The sequence below is a fragment of the Parabacteroides sp. PM6-13 genome (assembly GCF_029892605.1).
In the GTDB taxonomy this organism is placed as follows: Bacteria; Bacteroidota; Bacteroidia; order Bacteroidales; family Tannerellaceae; genus QVMG01.
In genome coordinates, this window is record NZ_JARXWF010000012.1 from 14902 (window position 1) to 41266 (window position 26365).

The following is a 26365-nucleotide window of genomic DNA, read 5'->3' on the forward strand; positions in this document are numbered from 1 at the left end:
TTTCAATTAATAACACATCAAAATGGAGGCAAGCCATGTTTTCTCTCCGGACGACACTCTTCTTTCAAAGCAGAAAGCTTCAACGCATGCAAGATCTGTGTGCGTGTCTCTTTCGGTTCGATCACCGTATCAACAAAGCCTTTTGAGGCAGCCACATACGGATTGGCAAACTTCTCGATGTATTCGTTTACCTTTTCCTGGCGCATAGCCTCCTGGTCTTCTGCTTCCATAATCTCTTTGCGGAAGATGATATTGGCTGCTCCGTCGGGACCCATTACGGCGATTTCAGCCGTTGGCCAGGCGAACATGAAGTCAGCACCCAGGTGGCGCGAGTTCATGGCGATATAACCACCTCCGTATGCTTTACGCAAAATAACCGTTACCTTAGGCACCGTCGCTTCGGAATAGGCATACAATACCTTCGCACCATGACGGATCACCCCGGCATGCTCCTGGTCGACACCCGGCAGATAACCCGGCATATCTTCCAACGTAACAATAGGAATATTAAAGGAGTCACAGAAACGGATAAAGCGAGCCGCTTTGTCGGCGCTGTCGCAGTCCAATACACCGGCCAGCACCATCGGCTGGTTGGCCACGAAACCAACGGTTTCTCCGCCCATACGTCCGAAACCAATCACGATATTGGCAGCCCAGAGCTCCTGAATTTCCAGGAAGTCGGAGTCATCCACAATGCAACGGATCACATCACGCACATCGTAAGGTTGCTTCGGATCGGAAGGAACGATTTCTTCGATATTCAATTTGGTCTTAGGCTCTTTGGCTTTCACGGCAGGAGCCTTCTGCTGATTGTTCCAGGGGATAAACTTCAACAGGTTCTTCACCTGCTCGAAACATTCCTCTTCGTTCAAGGCATAGAAATGTGCATTCCCTGTAATCTCCGCATGTACACGGGCACCACCCAGATCCTCCATCGAGATATCTTCGCCCAGAACCGTTTTGATTACGTTCGGGCCGGTGATAAACATTTTAGAAATGCCTTCCACCACAAACACGAAGTCGGTCAAGGCAGGCGAGTAAACAGCTCCACCGGCGCAAGGACCTAAGATAAGTGAAAGCTGCGGAATCACACCCGAAGCAATCGTGTTCCGGTAGAAGATCTCACCATATCCCGCCAAGGCACTTACGCCTTCCTGAATACGGGCACCTCCCGAGTCGTTGATACCAATCACCGGACATTTCATCTTCAGCGCGATATCCATCACTTTCGTGATCTTACGAGCATGTTGAAGTCCCAAAGATCCTCCGGCAACAGTAAAGTCCTGTGCATAAATACATACCGGCGCACCCCCTATAGTTCCTGTACCTGTTACCACACCGTCGGCTGCGAACTCCTTTTTGTCCATACCGAAGTCGCGGCCATCGTGTTTAACAAACATATCGGTTTCATGAAACGAATTCTTATCCAGAATAGCCTGGATCCGTTCGCGGGCTGTTAATTTGCCCATGGCTACTTGTTTTTCGATCGCGGCTTCGCCACCACCTTTTTCCACTATAGCCTTCTTCTCACGCAGTGTAAGAATGCTTTTCGTTAAATCTGCCATACTGTTTTGTATTTGTTTTTACTTACCAACAGCCTTCGTACGATACGACGCACGGGCTGTCCCTTTTACTATACCATTTAGTTTTCCTTTATTCATCTGACGACGTATGCCCGAGATATTATCGATAAACACATGACCTCCCAGGTGTTCGTATTCATGCTGCACCACACGCGCAGCAAAACCTACGATCTCCTCGTCATGCTCCTGCCAGTTCTCATCGAAATAGCGCACACGTATCACTTTTGCCCGGGATACCTTCTCGTGGATACCGGGAAAGCTGAGACACCCCTCCTCCAATACGATCTCATCGTCGCTCTCTTCATAGATATCGGGGTTGATCATTACTTTCTTAAAATCTTTGCATTCGGGGCAGTCATCGCTTACCACATCCGCATCGATCACAAACAGTCGAAGAGACAAGCCAATCTGCGGAGCGGCTAAACCTACTCCATCCGCGTTGTACATAGTCTCAAACATATTCTCAACTAACTCTTTCAAATTGGGATAATCACGGGAAACATCTTCTGCTTCCTCGCGCAAAACCGGTTGCCCGTACAAATAGATAGGTAATATCATTGTTCTGTTTTGTTTTACTTTCTACTCTCCATATAAGCCTGAAGGATAATAACAGCACTAATCTCATCGACCAATGCTTTATCCTGACGCTTTTTTTTCTTTAGCCCGCCATCGCGCATGCTTTGCTGAGCCATGACCGAAGTAAACCGTTCATCGTAATAAACGACCGGGATATCCGGCATCCTGCGTTGTAGATGGGTCACAAACGCTTTCACATATTTCATATTCTCGGATTCCTCGCCCGACATCTGCAGAGGATATCCCACCACGAAAAGATCGACAGGCTCGCGCGCTACATAGTTACAGAGCCAATCGGCCAGTTCACCACTTGGAACGGTAGCCAAACCATTTGCAACCAATTGGAGCGTATCCGTAGCAGCCAATCCGGTGCGTTTCCTTCCATAGTCAATCGCTACAATCCTTCCCATCGCCTGCAAAGATAAAACAAAAAGATTAAATATTACACATATTCGCAAAATGTGTGCAATCCCTTTGCTGGTTCATGTAAAGTATATGGAATGTAAATGAGGGCATTTGCCGGAAGGATAGTGGCATTAATAGGCATTCTTTTCACCTGTAAACATATTGACAATAGTCACGACAATAATCTTAAGATCGAGGAAGAAGGACCAGTTTTCGATATACCAAACATCACGTTTCACACGGCCTTCCATCTGTTCTAAGGTCCGGGTCTCTCCTCGGTAACCAGTCACCTGTGCCCATCCCGTCACACCGGGTTTCACCAAATGGCGCACCATGTATTTATCGATAATAGCGGAATATTGCTCCGTATGCTTGAGCATGTGAGGACGCGGTCCCACGACCGACATATGCCCGGCCAATACGTTCATAAACTGTGGGAACTCATCGATATTGGTTCGCCGAAGGAAATCCCCGATCTTCGTCTTTCGCGGATCATCTTTCTGTGCCTGCTGGGTATCGGCCTCCTCATTCACCCGCATGGTGCGAAACTTATAGCAGAAAAATTCTTCACCATAAATGCCCGTTCGCTTTTGTCTGAACAGAATAGGACCGGGCGAACTCAATTTAATCAGTATCCCAATCACAAGATACATAAGAGGGAATACCGTTATCAACACCCCCAAAGAAAAGGCAATATCAAAAGCTCGCTTAAGCAAGCGGTTATAGGCCGACTGCAACGGCTCGCGACGAATGGTCAACAAAGGCACCGTATCCATCATCTCCATCAATAGGCTCTTCTTCACGATCCGGTAGAATTCGGGAACGATATAGAAACGGATCATATTCTTTTCCGCGAAATTCAGCATCCGAAGCATCTTCTGATCCTGCGTTCCGGGGAGCGTACAATAAATCTCATCCACACTATGCTGCTGACAATAGCTCTCCACCTCATGCGTCATACCCAGGTAATTGGGCAACACATCTTTCAATGCCAGGTTGTCATCAAAAAAGCCCAACACATGGAACCCATAGGACAGATCGTCCTTCATCACCCGGTATAACTCCATTCCGTTCTTTCCCGCGCCCACGATCACAACCGCTTTAAAATTATACCCCTTACGACGATATATCTTCAATGAGATACGAACAATGACACGCCAAAACGAGAAAAAGACAACCAGGCAGATATAGTAGAGCAGCAAAAATGTCGCGAGCTGATCTCCTATATTCAAGAACATAAGACAGGTAGCAAAAAGAATAATAAAAAAGGTAACCAACAAAAAAGCCCGCTGCACGATCTTCTCAAGGAAGATCACCGAAGCATGAAGCTGAATCGGCACAAAATAGACCGAGAAGAAGTAGCAGAAATTAAGGAGTAAGACCGCTTCGCGCAAATGAAGATTAAGGGCATGCGTATAGCCTTCTCCCATCAGGTAATAGACGGCAAAAAACAAGATATTGACAACCAACAGGTCACCAATACCAATGAACCATTGAATAAGATTACCCCTTTTCTTGTTAGACTCCATTGCGTTTTAAAAACGTACAAAAATAAGGAAATATTTCAACCCACCAAAAAGAAAAAGAGCCATCCCGAAGGACGGCTCTTTTTTTGAAATATAAAAGCTGTTTTATTAGTCGTTAGCACGCATAATAACAACACGGTTCCAGTTGTTAATGTCATACGGTTGTTCGTCTGAACCTCTCCATTCGATAGAGATCTGGTTAGAAGAAATACCATATTTGTCAACCAATTGTTTTGCAACCGCTCTTGCACGTTTTTCTGACAACTGTTTGTTGTAGTTAGAAGAACCTGTCTTCACGTCAGCGTAACCGATCACCTTAATAGGTGTATTGTTTTCTTTCATGAATTCAGCAGTATTGAAGATGTTGATCTCCTGGTTCTTGTCGATCACATAGCTGTCAAGACGGAAGAATACTACATTGTCAATTGTATTGTTTTTAACAACGGTAGCTACTGGTTCCGGGCAATCCGGGCAAGAAACCGGACGTTTGCTCAATTCGTCATTAGCAGCACGCAACGAGTTGATCTGGTTGTTCAGGTCGTTCAACAGAGCGTAATCCATCGGTTCGATCACTTCGAAATCAGTTTTACCCAATTTGAATGTCAGACCAGCAGTAGCTGTAACGATTCCATCAGAAAGGTGTCCCATAAACTGACGGTTGAAATATTCATTCATCAAAGAACCTTGTACTTCCACGTTCAAATCAACACGTTTGCTCAAACGGAAAGCTGTCAAGATACCAGCATTCAATGTAGGAGTTTCAGAACGAGGGAATCCCTGGTTTTTGAAACGCTGTGCATAACCCATACCTAACCAAGGGATCAAACGGAACACTTTCGCTTCGTTATAAGGAGCCCAAAGATTGGTTACATCCCACATAATGTCTGCGTGAGCACCAACATATCTGTTGTGTTGCATAAACTCACCGTTCTGGCCGATAAATCCGTGGATCGCGCCACCATTCACCTGTACGCGAGCTCCCAAGATCGGGCTAAACCATTTACCTACACCTAACTGAAGTGCCAGACTTGGACGATCTGCAAAATCAGCGTTTTTCGTTTCGTCAGCGATCAGGATGCTTGCACCACCACCAACAGAAATAAACCAGTTGTCACCTGCTTTATTCTTTTTAAAATTAGTCTTGTATCCAGCCTCATTGCTAAAACCTACCTGAGGTTTGTATTCCTGAGCCGTCGCTGAGATAACAAATACTGACAACAATGCTAAAAGTAAAACTTTAGTCTTCATATTAATCAACTTTTAAATTAAACAATCATTTTTTATCTTTACATCTCTAAACAAAACATCTGAATTGCGCAACAAAATTAACGCTTTTTGATTTTATAACAAGGTCTACTCCCGATTTGTTTCAAATAGTTCGGGGATTTATTCCCCAGATCGCACAAAAAGAGATTGTTTTTTAGTTATTTTAACGCTCTCCGTTTACACCTTGCTCTATCAAGTCTTTCAATAATAACCAGATTCGCGGCTCAAAAGTTCACGCAAGGTTGAAACAGTTGCTATGATTCGCTCTTTTTCTTGTCGATTTATGATCTTATCCTGTTGTTTAACTTCATTTTAACAATTGTAATAAATATTGCCCGTATTGGTTTTTCTGGAGCATACGTCCCATCTTTTTCAAGCGAGCGGCATCTATCCAGCCTTGGTTAAAAGCAATTTCTTCCAAACAAGCAATTTTCAATCCCTGTCGCTTTTCTACTACCTCTACAAAGGTGGCGGCTTCCGACAAAGAATCATGAGTTCCGGTATCCAACCAGGTGAAACCACGCCCTAAAAGCTGTACACCCAATTTCTTTTCAGCGAGATAGAGCTGATTCACGGTCGTGATCTCCAGCTCGCCTCGTTCGGAGGGTTTGATCTGCTTGGCCACTTCTACCACCGAGTTCGGATAAAAGTACAGACCCACCACGGCATAATTCGATTTTGGTTCTTTCGGCTTCTCTTCCAGGCTCAAGACATTCCCTGCCTCGTCAAACTCCGCTACTCCATAGCGCTCCGGATCATTCACATAATAGCCGAACACGGTTGCTTTGTCGTTTTCTTCCGCAGCGCGGACAGCTTCCCGCAACATCCCCGTAAAACGCTGCCCATAAAAGATATTATCACCCAACACCAGGCAGACACTATCAGTCCCTATAAAATCAGCACCGATAATAAACGCCTGCGCCAGTCCATCCGGAGAGGGTTGTTCAGCATACTGAAAACAAACGCCGAAATCGGAGCCATCTCCCAAAAGGCGTTGGAACCCGGGCAAATCCTGCGGCGTGGAGATAATAAGGATATCCCGTATGCCCGCCAGCATCAAGACCGACAACGGATAATAGATCATTGGCTTATCATAGATAGGCAACAACTGCTTCGATACACCTTTAGTAATTGGATATAAACGGGTACCCGATCCACCGGCTAAAACAATACCTTTCATTATTCTATTTGTTTAGGTTTCTTCTATATGGGGCAAATATAGATAAAATTACCGATCCTCCTCTTTTTATTCAAAAGATAGATAAGGTTCCATACGTTTCCGATCGTTTTCCGTAAACTCTTCCAATAGTTCCAGGTTATTCCACCCGGTCAGTCGCCCTTTCCGGTGAACCAATTGATTGATCACCCGTGCCTGCGGGTAATCAATATAGGGATGGCGCAACAGCGAATCCAGCGGCAGGACATTAACAGGCAGTTTCCGCACTCTCTCCGGATTCACGCAAAACCAGTCTTTCAACGCTTCATACCGTTCCGCGTCTATCCCGTAGACCTCACCCAGCTGGTCTACACTATAAAAACCACCCAACAGATTGCGATAACGAACGATACGATTAGCAAACACACTCCCAATTCCCGGCACCCGCTTCAGAATGGTCGTATCGGCCGTATTCAGTTCAACCACCGTACCCACCGGATATTTATTTGTCCGATAAGTGTTTTCCGGCATCTTCCTCTCCGGAGCGGAGCGTGAAGAGGTCTTTTCAGCACGTTCCGTCGGCAGCTCCTTTGCGGGAGGAATCGTCGTTTCGTATGGCGGGAGTTGCGGAGCGTTGGGCGAATAGATGGTAATCGGATAAAAGGCCGTTTCCCTTCCGCCCCTATCACGTCCGCGAATCAATTGAATCAAGAGGGAGAGGGAGATGATAAATAACAACAGGCCAATAGCCAGCCGTTCCCCCTTTGAGAAATAGAAAAAGTCTTTCCAGCTCATAGTCGTAGGTATTGGTTTTCACAAATATAACAAAAAACCTTTACTACGAATGGAATCAGACTATCTATAATTAGAATTTCTCCCTTGTTAAAGTCCAGAAGTTGCGAGCATTGGTCTCCTCATTAGGATTCTCTTTCAAGAAGTTATCACACCAGAGAATAAAATCACAGAGTCCCAAGGACAATGAGCGGAGCATATAGGGTGAATTGCCTACTTGAGGCAAATACTTTTCAAGACTAATACTATCTTCCCCCTTTTTTGTTGAAGTATGAACGGCTCCTCCGGTTTGAAACACCGCTGCCTGTAACCAACCGGCAAGCTGTCGCGGCAATAAGGGTGAATTCGTATTACGCTTCACTTCTCCCCAAAAGCTACGCTCACCTCCTTCCACTTTCTCAAGATTTTCCGGTTGTTTAGATCCAAGAAAGAGGCTGCTCCAAGACAGATTAACGGAATCTTTCTTGTTTTTTGCAACAATATTTGGAGGCAATACTCCTTTAGAAACCAAAAGACGGAATATATGCTCAAGTGCCTTGCGTAACTCTACATATCTGCGATTATAATCGTCATTGGACGTACCTTGAAAGTGGATGGGTTCAAGCAAGAGCATCAGACTACCTCCTACCTCTGTCGTTAATGTCGCTAATTCAAGATTATCCAAAGATTTAAACACATCGGCATACAAGTTTTTCTCTATTTGAAGATCGTGGTCATAACGTATCACTTGCGTTCTAATTCGGTGAAATAAGAAACGGCGTTCGTGTTCCTCCTTATTTCCCAATATAACCTTTCCATTTTTAGAATAGAAACGGCGATTAACAAGCTTTTCCCAATCAGCATCCCAATCATTCACATCCGGGATAAGATCTCGAATATCATCTTCGCCTTGACCAGAAAGAACATACCACGGCAGAACACGACCTTTACGGTTTGCAAGAGATTGAATTCTCGGGAATACGTGGCTGAGAAACTTTTCGGCCTTGTCTGCATCATTTTTGCGATAACGACATTTGGCATCCAAAAGAATAGCATCCCAACGATCATAATCTCTTTCCAGCTCAGCTTCCGCATCCTCCCAACAAGGGAAAGGATGAAGTTCGAGTTCTTCGAACATCTCTGCTTCACGAGGATAAGCTTCGGTTATTTTCGGATCATCTTCAACCCAGAGAACCTGAATATTTTCATATTTGCGCATATCTTTTAATATTAAAGGGTAAACAAAGTATTTGTTTTCTCAAAAACAAGCTTATAAATCACCGGGAACTCCGCATCAGGTTGTGAAATCACTTCCACCGAGCCGAGACCTTCCATTAATGCTTTTATTTCGAACCCGCCTTGACCAGAATGCAGAGTACCATCAGCAGCGTTCTCATGGAGAGCTGTTGTAAAACCGCTCATAAGAACATCTTCGCCCGAAACACCACTCTTAAAAGGTAAACCATTATTGGCTATCGTTATCACGATATTACCATCTTCAGCCTTCCAGTCAAATTTGATTTCGTTATCCGACTTCTCTGCAGAGAAACCATGCGCCATGGCATTGGTTACGATGTTATTGAAGATGCGCTCTAATAGCCTTTTCGGTGCATAAAAGACAAATGCCGCATCTGTATGTTCAACACTCAATTCACCTGTCTCATCATCCCAGCAAGGATAATCCGTCTGATTATCATTACCAACATTCAACATTCTCACAGTCGGAGTAGCGTGTGTAGCGACGTAAGTATTAATAAATTCATAAGGATTTATAGCCACCTCTTCACCCCAATCCGCTTTCTCAAACCGAAGAGATTCTACCTGACGTTGAAGAGTAGAAATAGCATAATCTATACTTCCCATCAGATCTTTAACAGAAATAGGATTGATACGTCCAACTGTATCCAACAGACTCAGGCTTCCTCCTTTCTTTTGCGCAAACAGATTCAACTGCTCCCAATTGGACGAGAGCGCAGAAAGAGTCTGAATCATAGCATGACGAGTACTTCCTATTTCGCGTTTCTGCTTATCAAGCGCCTCTTGAAGCTCATCTTCAAGGTCACTCATCTCCGATAATAGCACCTCAGTAACAACGCGCTCTCGCTCTTCTATATTCTCGTGGCGCGGCACAGACACCAAAGATAGATCGATTGTGCTGAGTCGGGGGATAATAGTCCCGGAAGCTTGTGCTTTTATTTGGTCAGCAACTAATTTCGTCGAAAGAAGAGCCGATAAATATTTGGCACTCACCTCTTTTTGAGGCTGAAGAACTTTAACAAAACCACTGGGAAAAGCAATTACATCAAAGAAATTTTCCATATAAGCGGTACGGATACAACCATTTACAAGAGCAATGAGAACCGCGTCACCCGCCACCTGCACATAATTTTTAGCCGGCACCCTCTTGCCGTCGTATTGTTTTGTGGGGACATAAGGCTTACGATGCATTGCTTCGGGAATAGAGGCTCCCGTGATAAAATAGTCAGAAGACACCTCTTTCCCACGCAATAGCGGTAGTTCGACCGCAAGTTCAGAGAGCAGAATACCGTCTTTGGGTTTTTCCGTAAGATAGATCGAAGGCGTAAGATCCAAACCAATCAGTTCTGTATATGCGACCAATACTCCAATAGCAGATTCATCGAAAGCACAACCCTGCTCATTAAAGTAAACAACTGCTTTTTCAAGATCCTTGAGAAATAGCTCAGAATCGAAAGAGGAAGTACGATAATCATTCGCAGAGATACGTGTATAATCGGAGGCATCCGCAAACAAAATATCTTCATTTGACTTGCCTTTAGTAAGAATGATCGCTGCCTGTTCTAAGGATGTGCCTACAAAGATGTTTGAAGGCAACTTTATCACGGTATTAACAGCACGTTCCTCTATGAGCTGTTTGCGAACAGTAAGGATAGAACGATTTTTTGAAAAAAGAAAGCTCACTGGTACGATACAGACCAATTTACCATCTTCATCCAACTTAGCATAAAGCTGATTGATAATATCAGAGACCTCACGCCCTTTTTCTTTCGAAAAGCAGGGAGTCGTTATGATAGCTTTATACACCGTATCTGAAGCTATCTTTTCAAACGAATCACCGAGCATCACACAGCTACCTTTTGCCACAGAATTAGCAAACAGACGAATCTGGGCAAGCGCCCATAGCACCTCATCTATTTCCTCTCCTACAACCTGATTTGGAAGAGCAACAGTGTATGCTGCAACACCGGCAAAAGGATTGTAAACAGTGACATCTTCCGGAAAAGCAGCAAGAGTACAAAGGAATTCGATCACCTCTTTAGGTTGCAAGGAAGCGATTGTTGAATGAAGTGAAATTTCATGGGGAGTTACCACTAACGTGAATAACTCTGCAAGATGCTGTTCCAAAAAAGACAATTCGCTTTCTGTTAGCACTTCACGATTGAATTCCTCCAGTTTGAGTACCTCTAAGACACGACGATTTACAGAGCCACCAGCGCAACGGCGGTATAACTCAGCAAGAAGAGGGATATTATTAGTCCGAAATAATCCATCAACACGCCCAAAGTCTGTGTATCGAGATACAATATCTGCTACATTATATTGAGAGGTTGACAGCTCTGCTATTTTAGCAGCTTGCTTTTTAGCAGCTTCGACAAGCTCTTCTTGGGCAGAAATAGACGGCAAGCTTATTTTTCCTGCATTCCGAATAATGTCTTCCGGATCTATATACATCGCTTTTCCATGGCCATCAGATCCGGCAAACATACCAACACTACTCCAATCCAGCCCTGTTTCATAGGCGTCAATATTATTGACAATTCTGCGCCAAGCACCAAACTGACACATATAATACACGTATTCAGTATTGAGTACAGGAGCAAGATAGAAAGCCATAAAATAGCCTTGTTCACCTTTCTCAAAAGCACCTGGAATATAAACCGGTTCTTCCATCGAGGCAAGAATAAATACCATTGAATTACCATGTGACGATATTACAAGGGCTGAAGAGGTGAGTTTACGCATTCCTTTTACGACTTCTCCTGATTTGAGTTGATTTGGATGCAGATAAATCGATTCCCAATTTTTCGCAAAATCATCTTCTGCAAAAACTTTTCCTCGGGTAGGTGTTTTTACCGTCTCTACAGGAGCAGAGAAAAGAACGTTTGCGAGATCAAAAGACTGAGTAGCGGAAAGTGTGTGTGTGTTGAGCATAAGCTTACGTTTTTTGTTTTATTTTGATACCGCAAATTTAGAGCGTACTTGTGCAGTCATTCTTCAAAAGTCCATAATTCTTGCAACACCCTGCTAAAACCGCCGCAATCTCACCTCTAAGCGACTGAGGTTCTACAACTTCCACATCATCTCCAAAGCCAAGAATGGTAGCTATCAATTCTCGGTTAGGTATTAACGTTAATGTAACAATGCGCTCCTTATCGTCCTTTTGCTGGGTTGGGTGAATAGGCTTGGCGATAATATAAGGATAACGATGTTCACTAAATTTCAATACCACTCTTTCCGGCTTCCTCCCTTTGGGGATAGTGACACCGATGACATCATAGAAGTAATCGTCAGGATTCTCTATTATAGAATCAGGTATAAATGTTCGTTTGACAGGCTCTACTCCTACTATTCTGTCTAAGGGTAATATCGAAATATCCTCATATTCACTATAAAAGCCCAACAGATACCATCGATTATTGTATTGCTTCAAAAAATAGGGATGGATAACCGCTTCAAAAGAGGGTGTATGAAATGGAGTATAGGTTATCTTTATTGGCTGTTCGTTTACAATATAGCCAAATAATTGTTTAAATCGTTCAATACCTTGCAAGTCGATGTTTGAATCAAAAGAAAAAATGGTCTTATCGATCCCTTTCACTTTATATTTCTTTTTCAGCTTGTTTATAATATCAAGCATCCATTCAAATTGTGGCATTCCGCGAAATGAAGCAAGCATATTCACAGTCGTTTCCAACTCTGTCAGCTCTTCGTCTGTAAGGTCAACAATCGAAAAGCCCTCTCGATCGTATCGATAATATTTACGTTGACCATCCCAATAGGCTTCTATTGGCGCCTGCATATTGGGAGAGGTACGCATCTCTTCTATATCTGAATAGATTTGTCGTCTGCTTATCGTTTTGTATTCGCTTAATTGAGTTTTCAAATAATCACAAACAGCTTTTTGCAAATCCTCAATATAGAATTTACGCGAGAAATTACTAAAACACTTATCAAGTGCCTCGTAACGAAGACGAGCATTCTTATTTGTTGCCATGAATATACTTCAATACTACTAATTAAGTCATTTCTTTAGTAAACAACTACATTTTCATAAAAAAATAGCTTTTTGCTGTTTCTGTCCTATGTCAACAATTTATTTTGGACAAAACAACATAGCGCAAGATAGCAAAATATCGACTTACTCTACTTGTGCAAAGGATAAAGAAAACAGTAGAAAGAATATTTTTCCACTCCAATAGATAGAACATCAAACAGCCGGCAAGCTCATGCCGGTGATTTTTCGGTAGAGATCGAGTGCGTAGACATCGGTCATGCCTGAAATATAATCGAGCACGCATTGTATTTTTCCGTAAGTCGTAGGCACATTCGTATCGTATTGGCTGGGGATGCGTTGCAGCAACAGCTGACTATAAGGCTGATCCTTGTTTATCAACGCGTTTGTAAAGATACTAATCAACCGGCTAAAGATGTGATGCCCGGCCAGTTCCACATCGACCACCTCTTTGGCCTTGTAGATCTTCTCACAGGCCACCTTAGAACAAGCGGCATACGCCTTTTTAGCCGGATCGTTGATTCGCTCGATCAACGGACCCTTATAATGCCCCGACAGGATATCCTCTTCGTGTTCAATAAAGACCTGTGAGCAGGCATCGACCAATAACCCGATAATGCTCGAGCGGAGATAGGCCAGTTGTTCGTTCTTATCGTCTACCATCCGCATCACCTCCTGACGGCGTTCGCGACGGTCTTCTTCAAAAAAGCCCAACAATAGTTCGATCGCCTCTTCATACGAAAGGATATGCAACTTGCAGGCATCCTCTATATCCATGATCTGATAACAGATATCATCGGCAGCTTCCACCAGGTAAACCAATGGGTAGCGAACATATTTCCCCTCCTCTTCCGGATCACGGCAAAGTCCTAACTCCTCAACAATCTTATTGAACGTCTCCTCTTCTGTCTGGAAGAAACCAAACTTTTTCTTCTTCTGTGCCAATTCAGAGGAATACGGATATTTGATAATCGACGCCAGGGTGCTGTATGTCAAAGCGAATCCACCTTCTCGTCGCCCGGTAAACTGATGGGTCAACAGGCGGAGCGCATTCGCATTTCCTTCGAAATAGACAAAATCTTCCCAACGGCCTCCCTCCTCTTTCACCTGAGCTTCCCATTGTTTTCCCTCGCCCCCTTCGGTAAAAAAGGCGGATATGGCTCGCTCTCCCGAGTGCCCGAAAGGGGGATTACCCATATCATGCGCCAGGCAGGCAGCAGAAACAATAGAACCGATCTCCGAAAAATTGGCATCCATGCCGGGATACTTTTCCATCAACGCCCGGGCAACATTATTGCCCAACGAACGTCCCACGCAGGACACCTCCAGGCTATGTGTCAATCGGTTGTGCACGAAGATGCTTCCAGGAAGCGGGAACACCTGTGTCTTATTCTGCAAGCGGCGAAAGGCGGATGAAAAGATCAACCGGTCATAATCGCGTTGAAAATCCGTCCGATCATGCTTCCGGTTATTGTAGTCTTCCATCCCGAACCGTTTGTCGGAAAGTAGTTGGATCCAATTCATAGGTTTTACCAGATTAGTTCGCCTTTTCCCTCGCGGATAATTTCGAAATCATCCGTTGTACAATCCACAACAGTAGAGGGCTCCATCGTGCCGTAGCCGCCATCGATCACCAGATCCACCAGGTGGGCATATTTTTCATCAATCAGTTCCGGATCGGTCGAATACTCTATCACTTCGTCCTCATCATGCACCGACATGGTCAGAATCGGATTGCCTAACTCCCGCACCAGTTCGCGCACGATCGTATTGTCCGGCACACGGATTCCCACCTCTTTCCGGTGTTTGTATATCTTTGGCAGTTCGCCGCTGGTCGGCAATATAAAGGTGAAAGGTCCCGGCAAATTCTTTTTCATCAGTTTGAATGCCGCGTTACTTACTTTGGCATATTCGCTGATATTCGACAGGTCGTAACAGATAATCGACAGGTTTGCTTTTTGCGGATTCACCCCTTTCATCTGGCATATTTTCTCCACCGCCCGTACATTCAGGGCGTTACATCCGATAGCGTAGACCGTATCTGTCGGATAAATAACCAAGCCGCCGTCCCGTAACACCGAAACAACCCGGCTTATCTCCCGTGGATTGGGGTTATCGGGGTAAATCCTAAGTAACATAGTGTTTCTGCTTACAGCAGAAAAATTATGAATTATGAATTATGAATTATGAAAAGAACAACGATCCTTCTCATAATTCATAATTCATAATTCATAATTTCCCTCGCTTATCCATATATTATCTTTCCATTCTCATCCGTGTACTCATCCAGTCCTTTGCTGTACTGATTCATCGCGCGGAGACTCATACCCATGCTCGAGAAGCCACCATCGTGGAAAAGGTTCTGCATGGTTACCTTGCGTGTCAGATCCGAGAAGAGGGTCACACAATAGTCGGCACACTCTTCGGCTGTTGCATTACCCAGCGGACTCATCTTATCGGAGAAGTCCATCAGGCTCTCCATCCCTTTCACACCGCTCCCGGCTGTTGTCGCGGTCGGCGACTGAGAGATCGTATTGATACGCACATTCTTCTCCCGTCCGTAGATATAACCGAAGCTACGCGTGATCGATTCCAACAGACTCTTGGCATCCGCCATATCGTTGTATCCGAAGAAGGTGCGTTGAGCCGCTACATAACTCAGGGCTACCACCGAACCATATTCGGCTATCGCATCCTGCTTCTTAGCCACCTGCAACATCTTATGGAAGGAGATCGCCGACACATCCAATGTCTTCTCCAGCATATTATAATCCAGGTCGTCGTATGTACGTTTCTTCCTCACATTCGGACTCATACCGATGGAGTGAAGCACAAAGTCGATCTTTCCGCCCAGTATCTCCACCGATTTGGAGAATACCATGTCCAGGTCTTCCACACTGGTGGCATCCGCCGGAATCACCTCTGCATTTAGCTTTTTAGACAGTTCGTCCAACTCGCCCATACGCAGGGCCATCGGTGTATTACTTAGTGTAATGATTGCTCCCTCTTCGACCGCTTTCTCAGCGACTTTCCAGGCAATCGACATCTCATTCAGCGCACCGAAAATGATGCCCCGCTTGCCTTTCAATAAATTATGACTCATACCTATTTATATTTAATAACCGGGGCAAAAGTACACAATCTACGGGAGATACGCAATTCAGCGGCGGATTCGCACCTCTTCCTACTCCTTCAGCCACTTATCCAGCCAGTTGAAGAAGACACGCTGGAACAAGACTCCGTTCTGTGGCTGCAATATCCAGTGGTTCTCATCCGGGAACACCAGCATCTCGGCCGGAACGCCTCTCAACTTAGCAGCATTAAACGCTGCCAGACCTTGTGAAATAGGCACGCGGAAGTCCATTTCTCCATGCGTCACCAGGATAGGTGTATCCCATTTGTCAACAAAACGATGAGGCGAGTTGGCAAACGTGCGCTGCGCCACCGGGTTGTTCTTATCCCAATACGGGCCGCCCATATCCCAATTAGCAAACCACATCTCTTCTGTTTCCAAGTATTGATGCTCCATATTGAACATACCGGCATGAGCGATAAAGGCTTTGAAGCGCTTGTTGTGGTTGCCTGCCAGCCAGTATACGGAGAATCCGCCATAGCTTGCGCCAACAGCTCCCAGGTGGTTTTCATCCACATAGGGTTCCTTAGCCACCGCGTCGATGGCTGCCAGGTAGTCTTTCATATTCTGGCCGCCATAGTCGCCACTGATCTGTTCCAGCCACTCCTGTCCGAAGCCGGGCAGTCCCCGTCGGTTAGGCGCTACAATAATATAATCGTTGGCCGCCATAATCTGGAAGTTCCAACGGAAGCTCCAATACTGGCTCACCATATTTTGCGGGCCACCCTGGCAATAGAGAAGTGCCGGATATTTCTTATTCGGATCGAAATGCGGGGGATAAATCACCCAGACAAGCATCTCTTTGTTGTCGGTGGTCTTTACCCAGCGAGGTTCGCTCTTGCCCATCGTCAGTTGATCGAGCAACGGTTTATTCTCAAAGCTGATCTCCATAGCAGCACCGCTCATCGGGTCGATGCGATAGAGCTCGGTCGGTTGCTCGTGCGACTGACGTTGTGCAACGATCTGTCCGGCAGCCGAATGAATCGAGAGGTAATTATATTGTCCGGTAGTTACCTGTCCGATCTGCTTATCCAGCGTAATGCCCCAGATATGCACCAATCCCTCTTTCGCGCCAAGGAAAGCAAGCATATTGCCATCAGGATGCCAGATAGGCGAATCGGCATTGTAGTCGAAATCTTCAGTCAGGTAGGTCTTTTTGCCGGTAACCATATCCATCACAAAGAGGCGGTGTTTGTCCGATTCATAGCCATCGCGCTCCTGGCTGACCCAGGCCAATTTGCTGCCGTCGGGCGAGAACACCGGGTTGGTATCGTAACCCATCATGCCTTCCGTCAGGTTACGGGTCTCTTTCTTCGCCAGGTCATACAGATAAATATCCGAGTTGGTCGACAAAGATTTAGCCACCCCTGTTTTCTTCCGTGCCGCATAGGCCAATTGGGTTCCGTCGGGCGTCCACGACAATTCTTCCACACCTGCGAAGGGTTTCATCGGCACATCGTAAGGCTCACCCTCCACGATATCGGTCACCGCGCCCAATGTCCCGTTCCAGTCGATCGGTGCCCAATAGGTATGCGGAACAGTCTCTACCCATTCGTCCCAATGTTTATACATCAGGTCATCCACCATGCGCCCGGTTGCCTTCGGCAGGTCGGGAAAGGTTTTATGCGTATCGATGCCATAGGGGATCTGACTGATAAAGGCCACCTTTGTCTCATCCGGCGAAAGCAGGAAGCCATCGATGCCTCCGTCGTATTGACTAATCTGTCGGCGGTTGGAGCCATCGGCATCCATCACCCAGATCTGTCCGCCTGTAAGGAAAGCGATCTGCTTGCCTCCGTTTATCCACACCTCGTTGTTTTCGCTTTGAGGCGTATGGGTAATCTGCTGTTTGTTTTTGCCGTCGATATCGACAACAAAGAGTTCACGATTCCCCTTGTTCTGTTCAATACTTTGAAAACTCACGCCATACAATACCCTCTTCCCATCGGGAGAAACCTGGCCACCGCTCACGCGCGCCATGGAGTATAATACTTCGGGAGTGAGCCGTCCGTTCGGGATAGTCATTTCCGTGCGTCCGATCAGGGGCGCCTCGGGCGTTTTTTGTGTAGATTCCTGTGCGCATGCCCCTAATAACACGGTTGCTGACATGGCCATTGTTACGATAGATTTATTCATTTGCGTTATGATATATTAAGTTATGCATGCGAAAATAGCTAAATTTATTCATATCTTTGCGCAAGTAATTAAATATCTGACAATATGAAAAAGATTTGGTTATTTGGAGCCGCGATTTGTATGATTGTATCCCTGGGTTCATGTAAGCCCAAACAGAGTGCTTATAAGGCTGCGTATGAGCAGGCCAAAGAGAGAGAGATGGACGCGCCGACAGATGTGGTGGTCGTTAACGATGATGTGGTCGATGTTGCCCCTGTTTCAAAACCGAAAGTAGCGGAAACAACCCGTACGGAAAAGATCAAACCCGCACAGGGAGAAGATCCGAACCGTTTGAAACGCTTCAGTGTGGTGATTGGTAGCTTCCGCAATAAAACAAATGCCTATTCCTTAAAAGAACGGATGGAAAACGATGGCTACTATGTGGTATTAGGAGAAAACGACGAAGGTATGCTACGCGTGATCGTATCCAGCTTCGACGACAAGACACAGGCCGCCGCCAGCCGCGATGCTTTCAAACGCAAATATGCGCCCAACTTCCAGGACTCCTGGTTGCTGGAAAGAACGTATTGATTAAAAAACAACAGATATACACGTAAGAAAGGAAGGGAGTCCCCCTTCCTTTTTTTATCCTCATGCGGGAGTAAAAAAATTCTCACGCGGGTGAGAATTTTTTCTCATGCGGGTGAGAATTTTTTTTCCGCTCAAAAAAAATGCTAAAATTGGAATACCAATTTGCTTTTATTACTACATTTGAAAACATTTTGTAACCAACACCGCGTAAGAGTACGCCGTATTGGCCCGAAAACGTCTTAAATCACATAAAAATCATTCAAAAACACTATCATTATGATTATTGGTATTCCAAAAGAGATCATGCCTGGCGAAGCCCGCGTAGCCGCCAGCCCGGAGACAGTAAAAAAGTTTATCGCCGATGGCGCAACAGTTCTGGTTGAGCACAAAGCCGGAGAAGGTTCTTTCTACTTCGACGAAGCCTATACAGCCGCCGGTGCGGAGATCATCGCTTCTGCCGAAGAGCTTTTCAACAAAGCAGACCTGATCCTGAAAGTAAAAGAACCGCTCTTCAACAACGAGTTCAACAAGCACGAAGTGGACCTGATGCATCCGGGACAATACCTTATCACATTTATACACCCGGCCTCTCCTGTCAACCATGAGATGGTGCGCCAATTAGCCGAAAGAGGTATTATCAGTATGACCCTGGACGGCATCCCACGTATCTCACGCGCTCAGAATATGGATGCCCTGACATCGATGAGTACCTGCGCCGGATACAAAGGTATGCTTTTGGCTGCCAATGCGATGCCTAAGTTTATGCCCCCCATGTTCACAGCCGTAGGTTCCATTCAACCCGCCAAGGTATTGGTGATTGGTGTGGGTGTAGGCGGTTTGCAGGCTTTGGCTACGGCCAAACGACTGGGTGCCGTTACCTACGCGACGGATATTCGTCCGGCAGCTATCGAACAGGCACAGAGCCTGGGCGCTAAGGTGGTTGACATGGGCATACCTGCCGAGATGGCGATTGCTGAAGGTGGTTACGCCAAGGATCTGCCCGAAGAATGGCTGGAAAAAGAGCGTGCAAAACTGCGTGAAGTTCTGAAAGATATGGACGTGGTGTTCTTAAGCGCATTGGTTCCGGGCAAGATCGCTCCTGTACTGATCACGGAAGAGATGGTCAAAGAGATGCCAAACGGTTCGGTGATTGTCGATATCTCGATCGACCAGGGCGGTAACTGCGACATCACACCCGCGGGAAAAACAGAAGTAAAACACGGTGTCACACTGATAGGTATTAAGAATATACCGGGTATGCTGCCGACCAGCTCAACCTGGATGTTCTCCAACAATGTGTACAATCTGGTGAAATACCTGGTAAAAGACGGAAAGATCGAATTAGACAGATCAGACGAAATCGTAGACTCTATCTTAGTGACTATCGACGGTAAAGTAGTACATACAGGGGCTTTGGAAGCCATGAATAAAAAGTAAGACAATGAATCCGATATTTCTGGTACTGATATTTTTGGTATCCTCCATCGTTGGTTATTTCATTATCAAGAATGTGCCGAGCTTACTACATACACCCCTGATGACAGGGATGAATGCGCTGGCCGGTGTCTGCCTGTTGGGCGCGGTGATCACTGTCGGATATTCGTATCAGGCGGGAGGAACAGGGCTCGTGATCGGGCAGATCTTCGGTGGAATAGCGGTTGTTCTGGCAACCGTGAATGTGGTAGCCGGCTTTGGTGTGACCCATCGTATGCTCAAGATGTTTAATCCCAAGAAAAAAACGACTGACAAATGATGACGGAAACATTCTATTATATTGTTTGTGTAGTTCTCTCGCTCCTCTCATTGCTCGGGATATCCATGATGAGCAAAGTCTCCTCTTCGGTTCGTGGTAACCTGTTATTATCGTTCTGTCTGTTGGCGGGAACGGTGGTGACCCTGTGGTATTACCAGATCTTCGAAGTCGGGACAATCTACGCGTTTATACTGATCGGTAGCCTTATCGGGGCTGTCCTGGCCTATAAGGTGCAGATGATACAGATGCCACAGACCGTGGCCATGCTGAACGGATTGGGCGGACTGGCCGGTGCTGTGGTGGGCGCTTTGACGCTTATCAACATTGGCGTAAAACCTTCCGACTATCCGTTGTTTGTCAACGTAACAGCCACCCTGGCTATTGTGGTCGGCATGGTAACCTTTGTCGGCAGTATGGTGGCGGCGGGTAAATTGCACCGGTTGCTTTCCCAGAAGCCTATTATCTGGAAAAACCATCAGTTGATCACCATTCTGTTGATGATCGGTTCCATCGCTTCGGTTGTTTTTGCCTTCTTCATCGGCAAAGACATGGGCATCCTGTCGAATATCTATTTCATCATGGCGGCAGCTGTGGTGTTCGGTTCGTTTTTCGGACTGGCATTTGCCATCCGGGTAGGTGGCGCTGATATGCCGATCACCATCTCCCTGTTGACATCCCTTGCCGGGATAGCAGCCGCGATTGCCGGTATGGCGATCGGTGACCTATTGGTTGTTTCTATCGGAGGTATCGTCGGTTCATCGGGACTGCTCCTGACACAGATCATGTGCCGGGCCATGAACCGGAGCCTGGCGGTTATCCTGATGGGGAAAACATCGGTAGATCCTGCTCCCGGAAACAGCGAGAAGCCTATTGAACCGGTAGCCGAAAAGGAAATGCCGAAGCCACAACCTCAAGAGAACTCGCCCGGCGAACGACTGAGATCTGCTAAGCGGGTGATCATTGTTCCGGGTTATGGTATGGCCTTGGCACAGGCGCAACACCAGGTTCGCCAGTTGGCCGATGCCCTGGAAGCACAGGGTACAGAGGTCAGATACGCCATCCATCCGGTGGCCGGACGTATGCCGGGTCACATGAATGTGTTACTGGCGGAAGCCGATGTGGCCTACGACCAACTGTATGAGATGGATAATATCAACGACGACTTCAAAGAGACAGATGTTGTCGTGGTGATCGGAGCCAATGATGTACTGAACCCGGCGGCCCGCGACGCCGAAGGGACTCCGATCTATGGCATGCCGGTATTGAATGTTGACGAGGCCAAATACATCATCATCTGCAACTTCGACCGCAAACCGGGCTATGCCGGCGTTCCCAATCCGCTGTATGAAATGGAGAAGGTGGCCTTGATGCTGGGTGATGCCAAAGAGTCATTGGCACAGGTGATGCGGGAGATGAACACGCAGAAGAGCGATGCCCCCGCTGCCGAGCCACAGCAAACGACAGGCGCCAACACCGGAGAGGTACTGAAATCGGCCAAACGAGCGATTATCGTTCCGGGCTACGGCATGGCACTGGCACAGGCGCAACATCAGGTTCGCCAGCTTGCCAACGCGTTGGAAATGCAGGGCACAGAGGTCAGATACGCCATTCATCCGGTGGCGGGACGTATGCCGGGACATATGAATGTGCTGCTGGCGGAAGCCGATGTGGCCTACGACCAACTGTATGAAATGGATAATATCAACGATGACTTCAAGGATACGGATCTGGTCGTGGTGATCGGAGCCAACGATGTATTGAACCCGGCCGCTCATGATGCGAAAGACACCCCTATTTACGGGATGCCCGTATTAAATGTAGAGCAGGCAAAACATATCATCATCTGCAACTTCGACCGCAAACCGGGTTATGCCGGCGTGCCGAACCCGCTGTATGATATGGAGGAGAAAGTCACCATGATGCTGGGGGATGCCAAAGAGTCATTATCCCAACTATTGAGTATGTTGCATAATTCCTGACATATTTTTGGCACAGATTACACAGATTTCACGGTCTTGTGTTGCATAAAACTGTGTAATCTGCGTAATCTGCGCCAAAAAAAGAAAAGAGGCTGTCTGATATCACAGACAGCCTCTTTCTTTTTATCATAAATCCGCTTCTTACAGCAGTGCTTCAATCTTCTCAACAAATTTATCTTTCGTCGTAGCGCCAACCAGTTTGTCGACCATTTTACCATCTTTGAAAAACAATACGGTAGGGATATTGCGAATACCGAACTGACCTACTACGTCATTGTTCTCATCCACATCCATTTTACCTATCGTCACACGTCCTTCATAGGCTTCTGCCAGTTCATCAATAATAGGAGCCACCATGCGGCAGGGGCCACACCATTCTGCCCAGAAGTCAAGCACCATCGGCTTGCCTGAGTTTACTAATTCTTCGAAATTCGCATCTGTAATTTGTAGTGCCATACTTGTTTATATTTAAATTTTGTAAGTTGATCATGCGTTTTGCGAGGCCAAAAGTAGTCATTCTTTTGCCCCCAGACAATAGCTATCCGTTTATTTTAAACTCGATTTCCTCATTGTTTTTCAGAAAATTGATCAGTTCAAGGGTTACTTCCAACTTAATCGTTTTGGAAGTAAAATCGAGCATCACATTATACTCCTTATCGATCATTTTGAAGTATAACAAACTGTTTCCCGGATTGTTCTTGATCAACACAGAGAGTTCATTTATTATTTTGTCGTTTAGACAATGTATCGGGAGTGTGATCCTTAATGTTTCAATCAGCGACTCTTTCACATCCTGTAATAATCCGATTGTTCCGATCTTAAACTCCACCTCTTCTTCGCGCCAACGACGAGGTTCCATTTTGCCACGAATCAACAGATACATGCCCGGACGTCCATATTTTCCATATTCAATATAATCTTTCCCAAACAGCGGAATCTCAGCACTTCCCGTAAAGTCTTCTATCTTCAGAATACCATACTGATTACCCGTTTTGGTGGTCCCCTCGCGGAAGTCGGTCACAATCCCTCCCAGCATGATATCCCGGCCTTTCAACAGATCTTTATCATTCAACTCAGCCACACCGGTATTACAAGCGTAGGTAAGGATCACCTGGTATTCGTCAAGCGGATGCGCCGACAGGTAGATACCCACCAACTCTTTCTCGCGGTTCAACCGTTCCAGATCGCTCCACGACTCACAGGTCGGAATCGCCGGTTTCGATATCTCCACCACATTGTCCATACCGAACAGGGAATTGGCGGCCGACGCCTTATCGATCTGGAATTTATTACCGTAGCGAATAAGCGTATCCAAAAACATCTCCCCATCCTTTTCGCCGGCAGCAAAGAACTGCTCGCGACGGATACCGAAATTATCGAAAGCACCTGCCAATGCCAGGGATTCTATATTCTTCTTATTACACGTAGTAAGCGAAACACGTTCCACAAAATCGAACACGCTCTTGAAAGGCTCTTTCTTGCGCTCCTCGATGATATTGCGCACAGCACTCTCCCCTACTCCTTTCACCGCGCCCAGTCCGAAGCGGATATCCCCTTTTTTGTTGACGGAGAATTTCAGGCTCGACTCATTGACATCCGGTCCAAGCACCTGGATATCCATCGCCTTGCACTCGTCCATAAACTTGGTAATTTCCGTAATATTCGATATATTCCGGCTCAACACCGCTGCCATGTATTCGGAGGGATAGTGCGCTTTCAGGTATGCCGTCTGATATGACACCCAGGAATAGCAGGTGGCATGGCTCTTATTGAAGGCGTAGGAGGCAAACTTCTCCCAGTCGCCCCATATTTTTAATAGGGTCTTCTCTTCATGTCCGTTCGCTTTCCCGCCACTGAGGAATTTCTCCTTCAGCGCGTTCATCTTATCGATAAGCTTTTTCCCCATCGCTTTACGCAACTCATCCGACTGTCCCCGGGTGAAGTTGGCCAATAAGCGCGACAGAAGCATGACCTGTTCCTGATACACCGTGATGCCATAGGTATCTTTCAGGTAGCGTTCCATGATGGGGATATCATACGCGATCTCTTCCCTGCCATGTTTACGGGCAATAAACTGCGGGATATACTCCATCGGCCCCGGCCGGTAGAGGGCATTCATCGCGATCAGGTCCTCGAACTTCGTCGGCTGCAATTCGCGCAGGTACTTCTGCATCCCGGCCGATTCAAACTGGAACGTACCGGTGGTCTTTCCCGCGCTATATAATTCATAGGTTTTCGCATCCTCAATATCGATCTTGTCGATGTCGATCTTTACACCGGTGGTCTGCTCAATATTTTCGATCGCCTCCTTGATAATCGACAGGGTCTTCAGTCCCAGGAAGTCCATCTTGATCAGTCCCGTATCTTCAATGACCGATCCTTCATACTGAGTCACCAGCATCTCTTCGCCCGTCTCTTTGTCTTTAGCCGTACTGACGGGCACCACATCCGAGATATCAGTCTTCCCGATGATCACCCCGCAGGCATGCACGCCCGTGTTGCGCACATTTCCTTCAAGCATCTGCGCATACTTCAGCGTATCGCGCATCACCGGATCCGGCGAAGCAGCCGCCTCCCTGAGTTCAGGCACATGCTCGATCGCTGTTCGAAGGTTCACCTTTTTCCCATCGGGCAATTTATCCGGCACCAGCTTCGCCAGTCGGTTGGAATCCGCCAGCGGCAGTTTTTGCACACGCGCCACATCCTTGATAGCCGACTTGGTCGCCATGGTACCGTAGGTGATGATATGAGCCACCTTCTCTTTGCCATACTTATCAGTCACCCATTCCAATACCCTACCACGGCCGTCATCGTCGAAATCGACATCGATATCAGGCATCGAGATACGGTCGGGATTCAGGAAACGCTCGAACAGCAAGTCATATTTGACCGGGTCGATATCGGTAATCCCCAGACAATAGGCCACAGCGGAACCTGCCGCCGAACCACGTCCCGGCCCGACAGCCACGCCCATCGCACGCGCCGCCGCGATAAAATCCTGCACAATCAAGAAGTATCCCGGGAATCCCATGCCTTTGATTGTATCCAACTCAAAGTCGATGCGTTCCCGTATTTCATCGTTAAGCTGATCGCCATATTTCTTTTCCGCCCCCAGATAGGTCAGGTGGCGCAGGTATTCGTCGTCATTGTTAAACTCAGGAGGGATCGGGAAGTCGGGCATCAACGGCCCACTGTCGATCGAATAGAACTCGACCTTCTCGGCAATCTCGAGCGTATTGCGTAAGGCCTCCGGCACATCCTGGAACAAGGCGTTCATCTCCGCGGTCGTTTTCATCCATTCCTGCTTGCTATAACGCATACGGGAGGGATCGTCCAGGTCTTTCCCCGTGCTGAGACAGATCAGACGGTCGTGCGCTTCGGCATCTTCCGCGTTCACAAAATGCACATCGTTGGAGGCAATCAATTTGACATCATGCTTGCGCGCCAGTTCGATAAGCACCTTGTTGACCTCCTTTTGTAATGGATAGGTTTCGCAATTAGCATTCGGATCGTTTGTCGGATGCCGTTGCAATTCGATATAGAAATCTTCTCCAAAAAGATTTTTGAACCAGAGAACAGCCTCTTCCGCTTTGTCTATATTCCTGTTCTTGATCTGTTGAGGAATCTCCCCCCCCAGACAGGCCGAGGTGACGATCAGGTCTTCGTGGTATTTCTCCAACAATTCCTTGTCGATACGCGGACGCCCGTAAGAACCCTCCGTCCAGGCATAAGAAACCATCTTAATCAAGTTCTTATAGCCTTTCAGCGTCTTGGCCAATACAATCAAGTGCCAACCACCCAGGTCCTCCTTCCCGTTCTTATTGTGTCGTCCGTTTCGGGCACAGTAACACTCACAGCCAAGGATCGGCTTAAATAGCTTATCCTCGTCCTCCGGTTTCCCTTTATACTTGGCGTTTCGTTTGTTTACCTTATTAAAAAATTCTTTGACACCAAACATATTACCATGATCGGTAATCGCAATCGCCCGCATGCCGTCATTTTGCGCTTTATCCAAAAGGGCATCGATCGATGCCTGCCCGTCAAGCATGGAGTATTGCGTATGTACGTGTAAATGAACAAAAGGTTCCATATCTATCTTTTTTTCCTGAAAAATTCCCTCAAAGTTACAAAAAGAAGATAGGCGACCCCGCCTATTGTTGATAACTTTGTGTTAAAATATGCGTCATGCCTGATTATCATGCCGGAAGGCAATCTTGCATTTTATAACGAAAGAATGAC

20 protein-coding genes are annotated in these 26365 nt (G+C 46.4%); 4 read left to right on the plus strand and 16 right to left on the minus strand.

Going from position 1 to position 26365, the window contains the following annotated elements:
* Nucleotides 1-17: 17 nt before the first annotated feature.
* From M2134_RS11925 to M2134_RS11990, 14 genes are all read right to left on the minus strand, one after another.
* A complete protein-coding gene (locus tag M2134_RS11925) occupies nt 18-1565 on the minus strand; it encodes an acyl-CoA carboxylase subunit beta (RefSeq protein ID WP_280758207.1) in 1548 nt (515 codons plus the stop codon).
* 18 nt (nt 1566-1583) lie between these two features.
* Entirely contained in the window at nt 1584-2141 is a 558-nt protein-coding gene (gene def, locus M2134_RS11930) for a peptide deformylase (protein ID WP_280751777.1), read from the minus strand.
* 14 nt (nt 2142-2155) lie between these two features.
* Nucleotides 2156-2569 (minus strand): Holliday junction resolvase RuvX, encoded by a 414-nt coding sequence (gene ruvX / locus M2134_RS11935; protein WP_280751776.1) that lies wholly within the window; start codon nt 2567-2569, stop codon nt 2156-2158.
* A 126-nt stretch (nt 2570-2695) separates the two neighbouring features.
* The gene (locus M2134_RS11940) at nt 2696-4093 is read right to left on the minus strand and encodes an undecaprenyl-phosphate glucose phosphotransferase (RefSeq protein WP_280751775.1); all 1398 of its coding nucleotides are present in this window, start codon (nt 4091-4093) and stop codon (nt 2696-2698) included.
* 105 nt (nt 4094-4198) lie between these two features.
* Nucleotides 4199-5338, minus strand: a complete 1140-nt coding sequence (locus M2134_RS11945) for an OmpA family protein (protein WP_280751774.1) — start codon at nt 5336-5338, stop codon at nt 4199-4201.
* Nucleotides 5339-5663: 325 nt separating this feature from the next.
* Nucleotides 5664-6536, minus strand: a complete 873-nt coding sequence (gene rfbA, locus M2134_RS11950) for a glucose-1-phosphate thymidylyltransferase RfbA (protein WP_280751773.1) — start codon at nt 6534-6536, stop codon at nt 5664-5666.
* Between the two features lie 66 nt (nt 6537-6602).
* Nucleotides 6603-7307, minus strand: a complete 705-nt coding sequence (locus M2134_RS11955; protein WP_280751772.1) for a helix-hairpin-helix domain-containing protein — start codon at nt 7305-7307, stop codon at nt 6603-6605.
* Between the two features lie 70 nt (nt 7308-7377).
* Nucleotides 7378-8502: a hypothetical protein gene (locus M2134_RS11960; RefSeq protein WP_280751771.1), complete on the minus strand. Its 1125-nt coding sequence runs from the start codon at nt 8500-8502 to the stop codon at nt 7378-7380.
* Nucleotides 8503-8513: 11 nt separating this feature from the next.
* Nucleotides 8514-11474: an N-6 DNA methylase gene (locus M2134_RS11965; protein WP_280751770.1), complete on the minus strand. Its 2961-nt coding sequence runs from the start codon at nt 11472-11474 to the stop codon at nt 8514-8516.
* Nucleotides 11475-11511: 37 nt separating this feature from the next.
* Nucleotides 11512-12537, minus strand: a complete 1026-nt coding sequence (locus M2134_RS11970; RefSeq protein WP_280751769.1) for a WYL domain-containing protein — start codon at nt 12535-12537, stop codon at nt 11512-11514.
* Nucleotides 12538-12750: 213 nt separating this feature from the next.
* A complete protein-coding gene (locus M2134_RS11975; RefSeq protein WP_280751768.1) occupies nt 12751-14079 on the minus strand; it encodes a deoxyguanosinetriphosphate triphosphohydrolase in 1329 nt (442 codons plus the stop codon).
* Between the two features lie 5 nt (nt 14080-14084).
* A complete protein-coding gene (locus M2134_RS11980; RefSeq protein WP_280751767.1) occupies nt 14085-14693 on the minus strand; it encodes an L-threonylcarbamoyladenylate synthase in 609 nt (202 codons plus the stop codon).
* A gap of 107 nt (nt 14694-14800) precedes the next feature.
* Nucleotides 14801-15658 (minus strand): SDR family oxidoreductase, encoded by an 858-nt coding sequence (locus tag M2134_RS11985; protein WP_280751766.1) that lies wholly within the window; start codon nt 15656-15658, stop codon nt 14801-14803.
* Between the two features lie 81 nt (nt 15659-15739).
* The gene (locus M2134_RS11990; protein ID WP_280751765.1) at nt 15740-17824 is read right to left on the minus strand and encodes a S9 family peptidase; all 2085 of its coding nucleotides are present in this window, start codon (nt 17822-17824) and stop codon (nt 15740-15742) included.
* A gap of 84 nt (nt 17825-17908) precedes the next feature.
* Here M2134_RS11990 and M2134_RS11995 point away from each other — a divergent pair, with 84 nt between their 5' ends.
* From M2134_RS11995 to M2134_RS12010, 4 genes are all read left to right on the plus strand, one after another.
* Nucleotides 17909-18394, plus strand: coding sequence for an SPOR domain-containing protein (locus M2134_RS11995; protein WP_280751764.1), 486 nt, complete (start codon nt 17909-17911; stop codon nt 18392-18394).
* 276 nt (nt 18395-18670) lie between these two features.
* Nucleotides 18671-19831 carry an NAD(P) transhydrogenase subunit alpha gene (locus M2134_RS12000; protein ID WP_280751763.1) on the plus strand — a complete coding sequence of 387 codons (1161 nt, stop codon included), beginning with the start codon at nt 18671-18673 and terminating at the stop codon, nt 19829-19831.
* A 4-nt stretch (nt 19832-19835) separates the two neighbouring features.
* On the plus strand, nt 19836-20147 hold the full coding sequence (locus M2134_RS12005) for an NAD(P) transhydrogenase subunit alpha (RefSeq protein ID WP_280751762.1): 312 nt from the start codon (nt 19836-19838) through the stop codon (nt 20145-20147).
* A complete protein-coding gene (locus tag M2134_RS12010; protein WP_280751786.1) occupies nt 20147-22126 on the plus strand; it encodes an NAD(P)(+) transhydrogenase (Re/Si-specific) subunit beta in 1980 nt (659 codons plus the stop codon). The genes M2134_RS12005 and M2134_RS12010 overlap by 1 nt, the downstream gene beginning before the upstream one ends.
* 141 nt (nt 22127-22267) lie before the next feature.
* Here the strand turns inward: M2134_RS12010 and trxA are convergent, their stop codons facing one another.
* Complete coding sequence (trxA, locus tag M2134_RS12015) at nt 22268-22582, minus strand: thioredoxin (RefSeq protein ID WP_280751761.1); 315 nt, start codon at nt 22580-22582, stop codon at nt 22268-22270.
* Between the two features lie 82 nt (nt 22583-22664).
* Nucleotides 22665-26216, minus strand: coding sequence for a DNA polymerase III subunit alpha (dnaE, locus tag M2134_RS12020; RefSeq protein WP_280751760.1), 3552 nt, complete (start codon nt 26214-26216; stop codon nt 22665-22667).
* Nucleotides 26217-26365 lie beyond the last annotated feature (149 nt).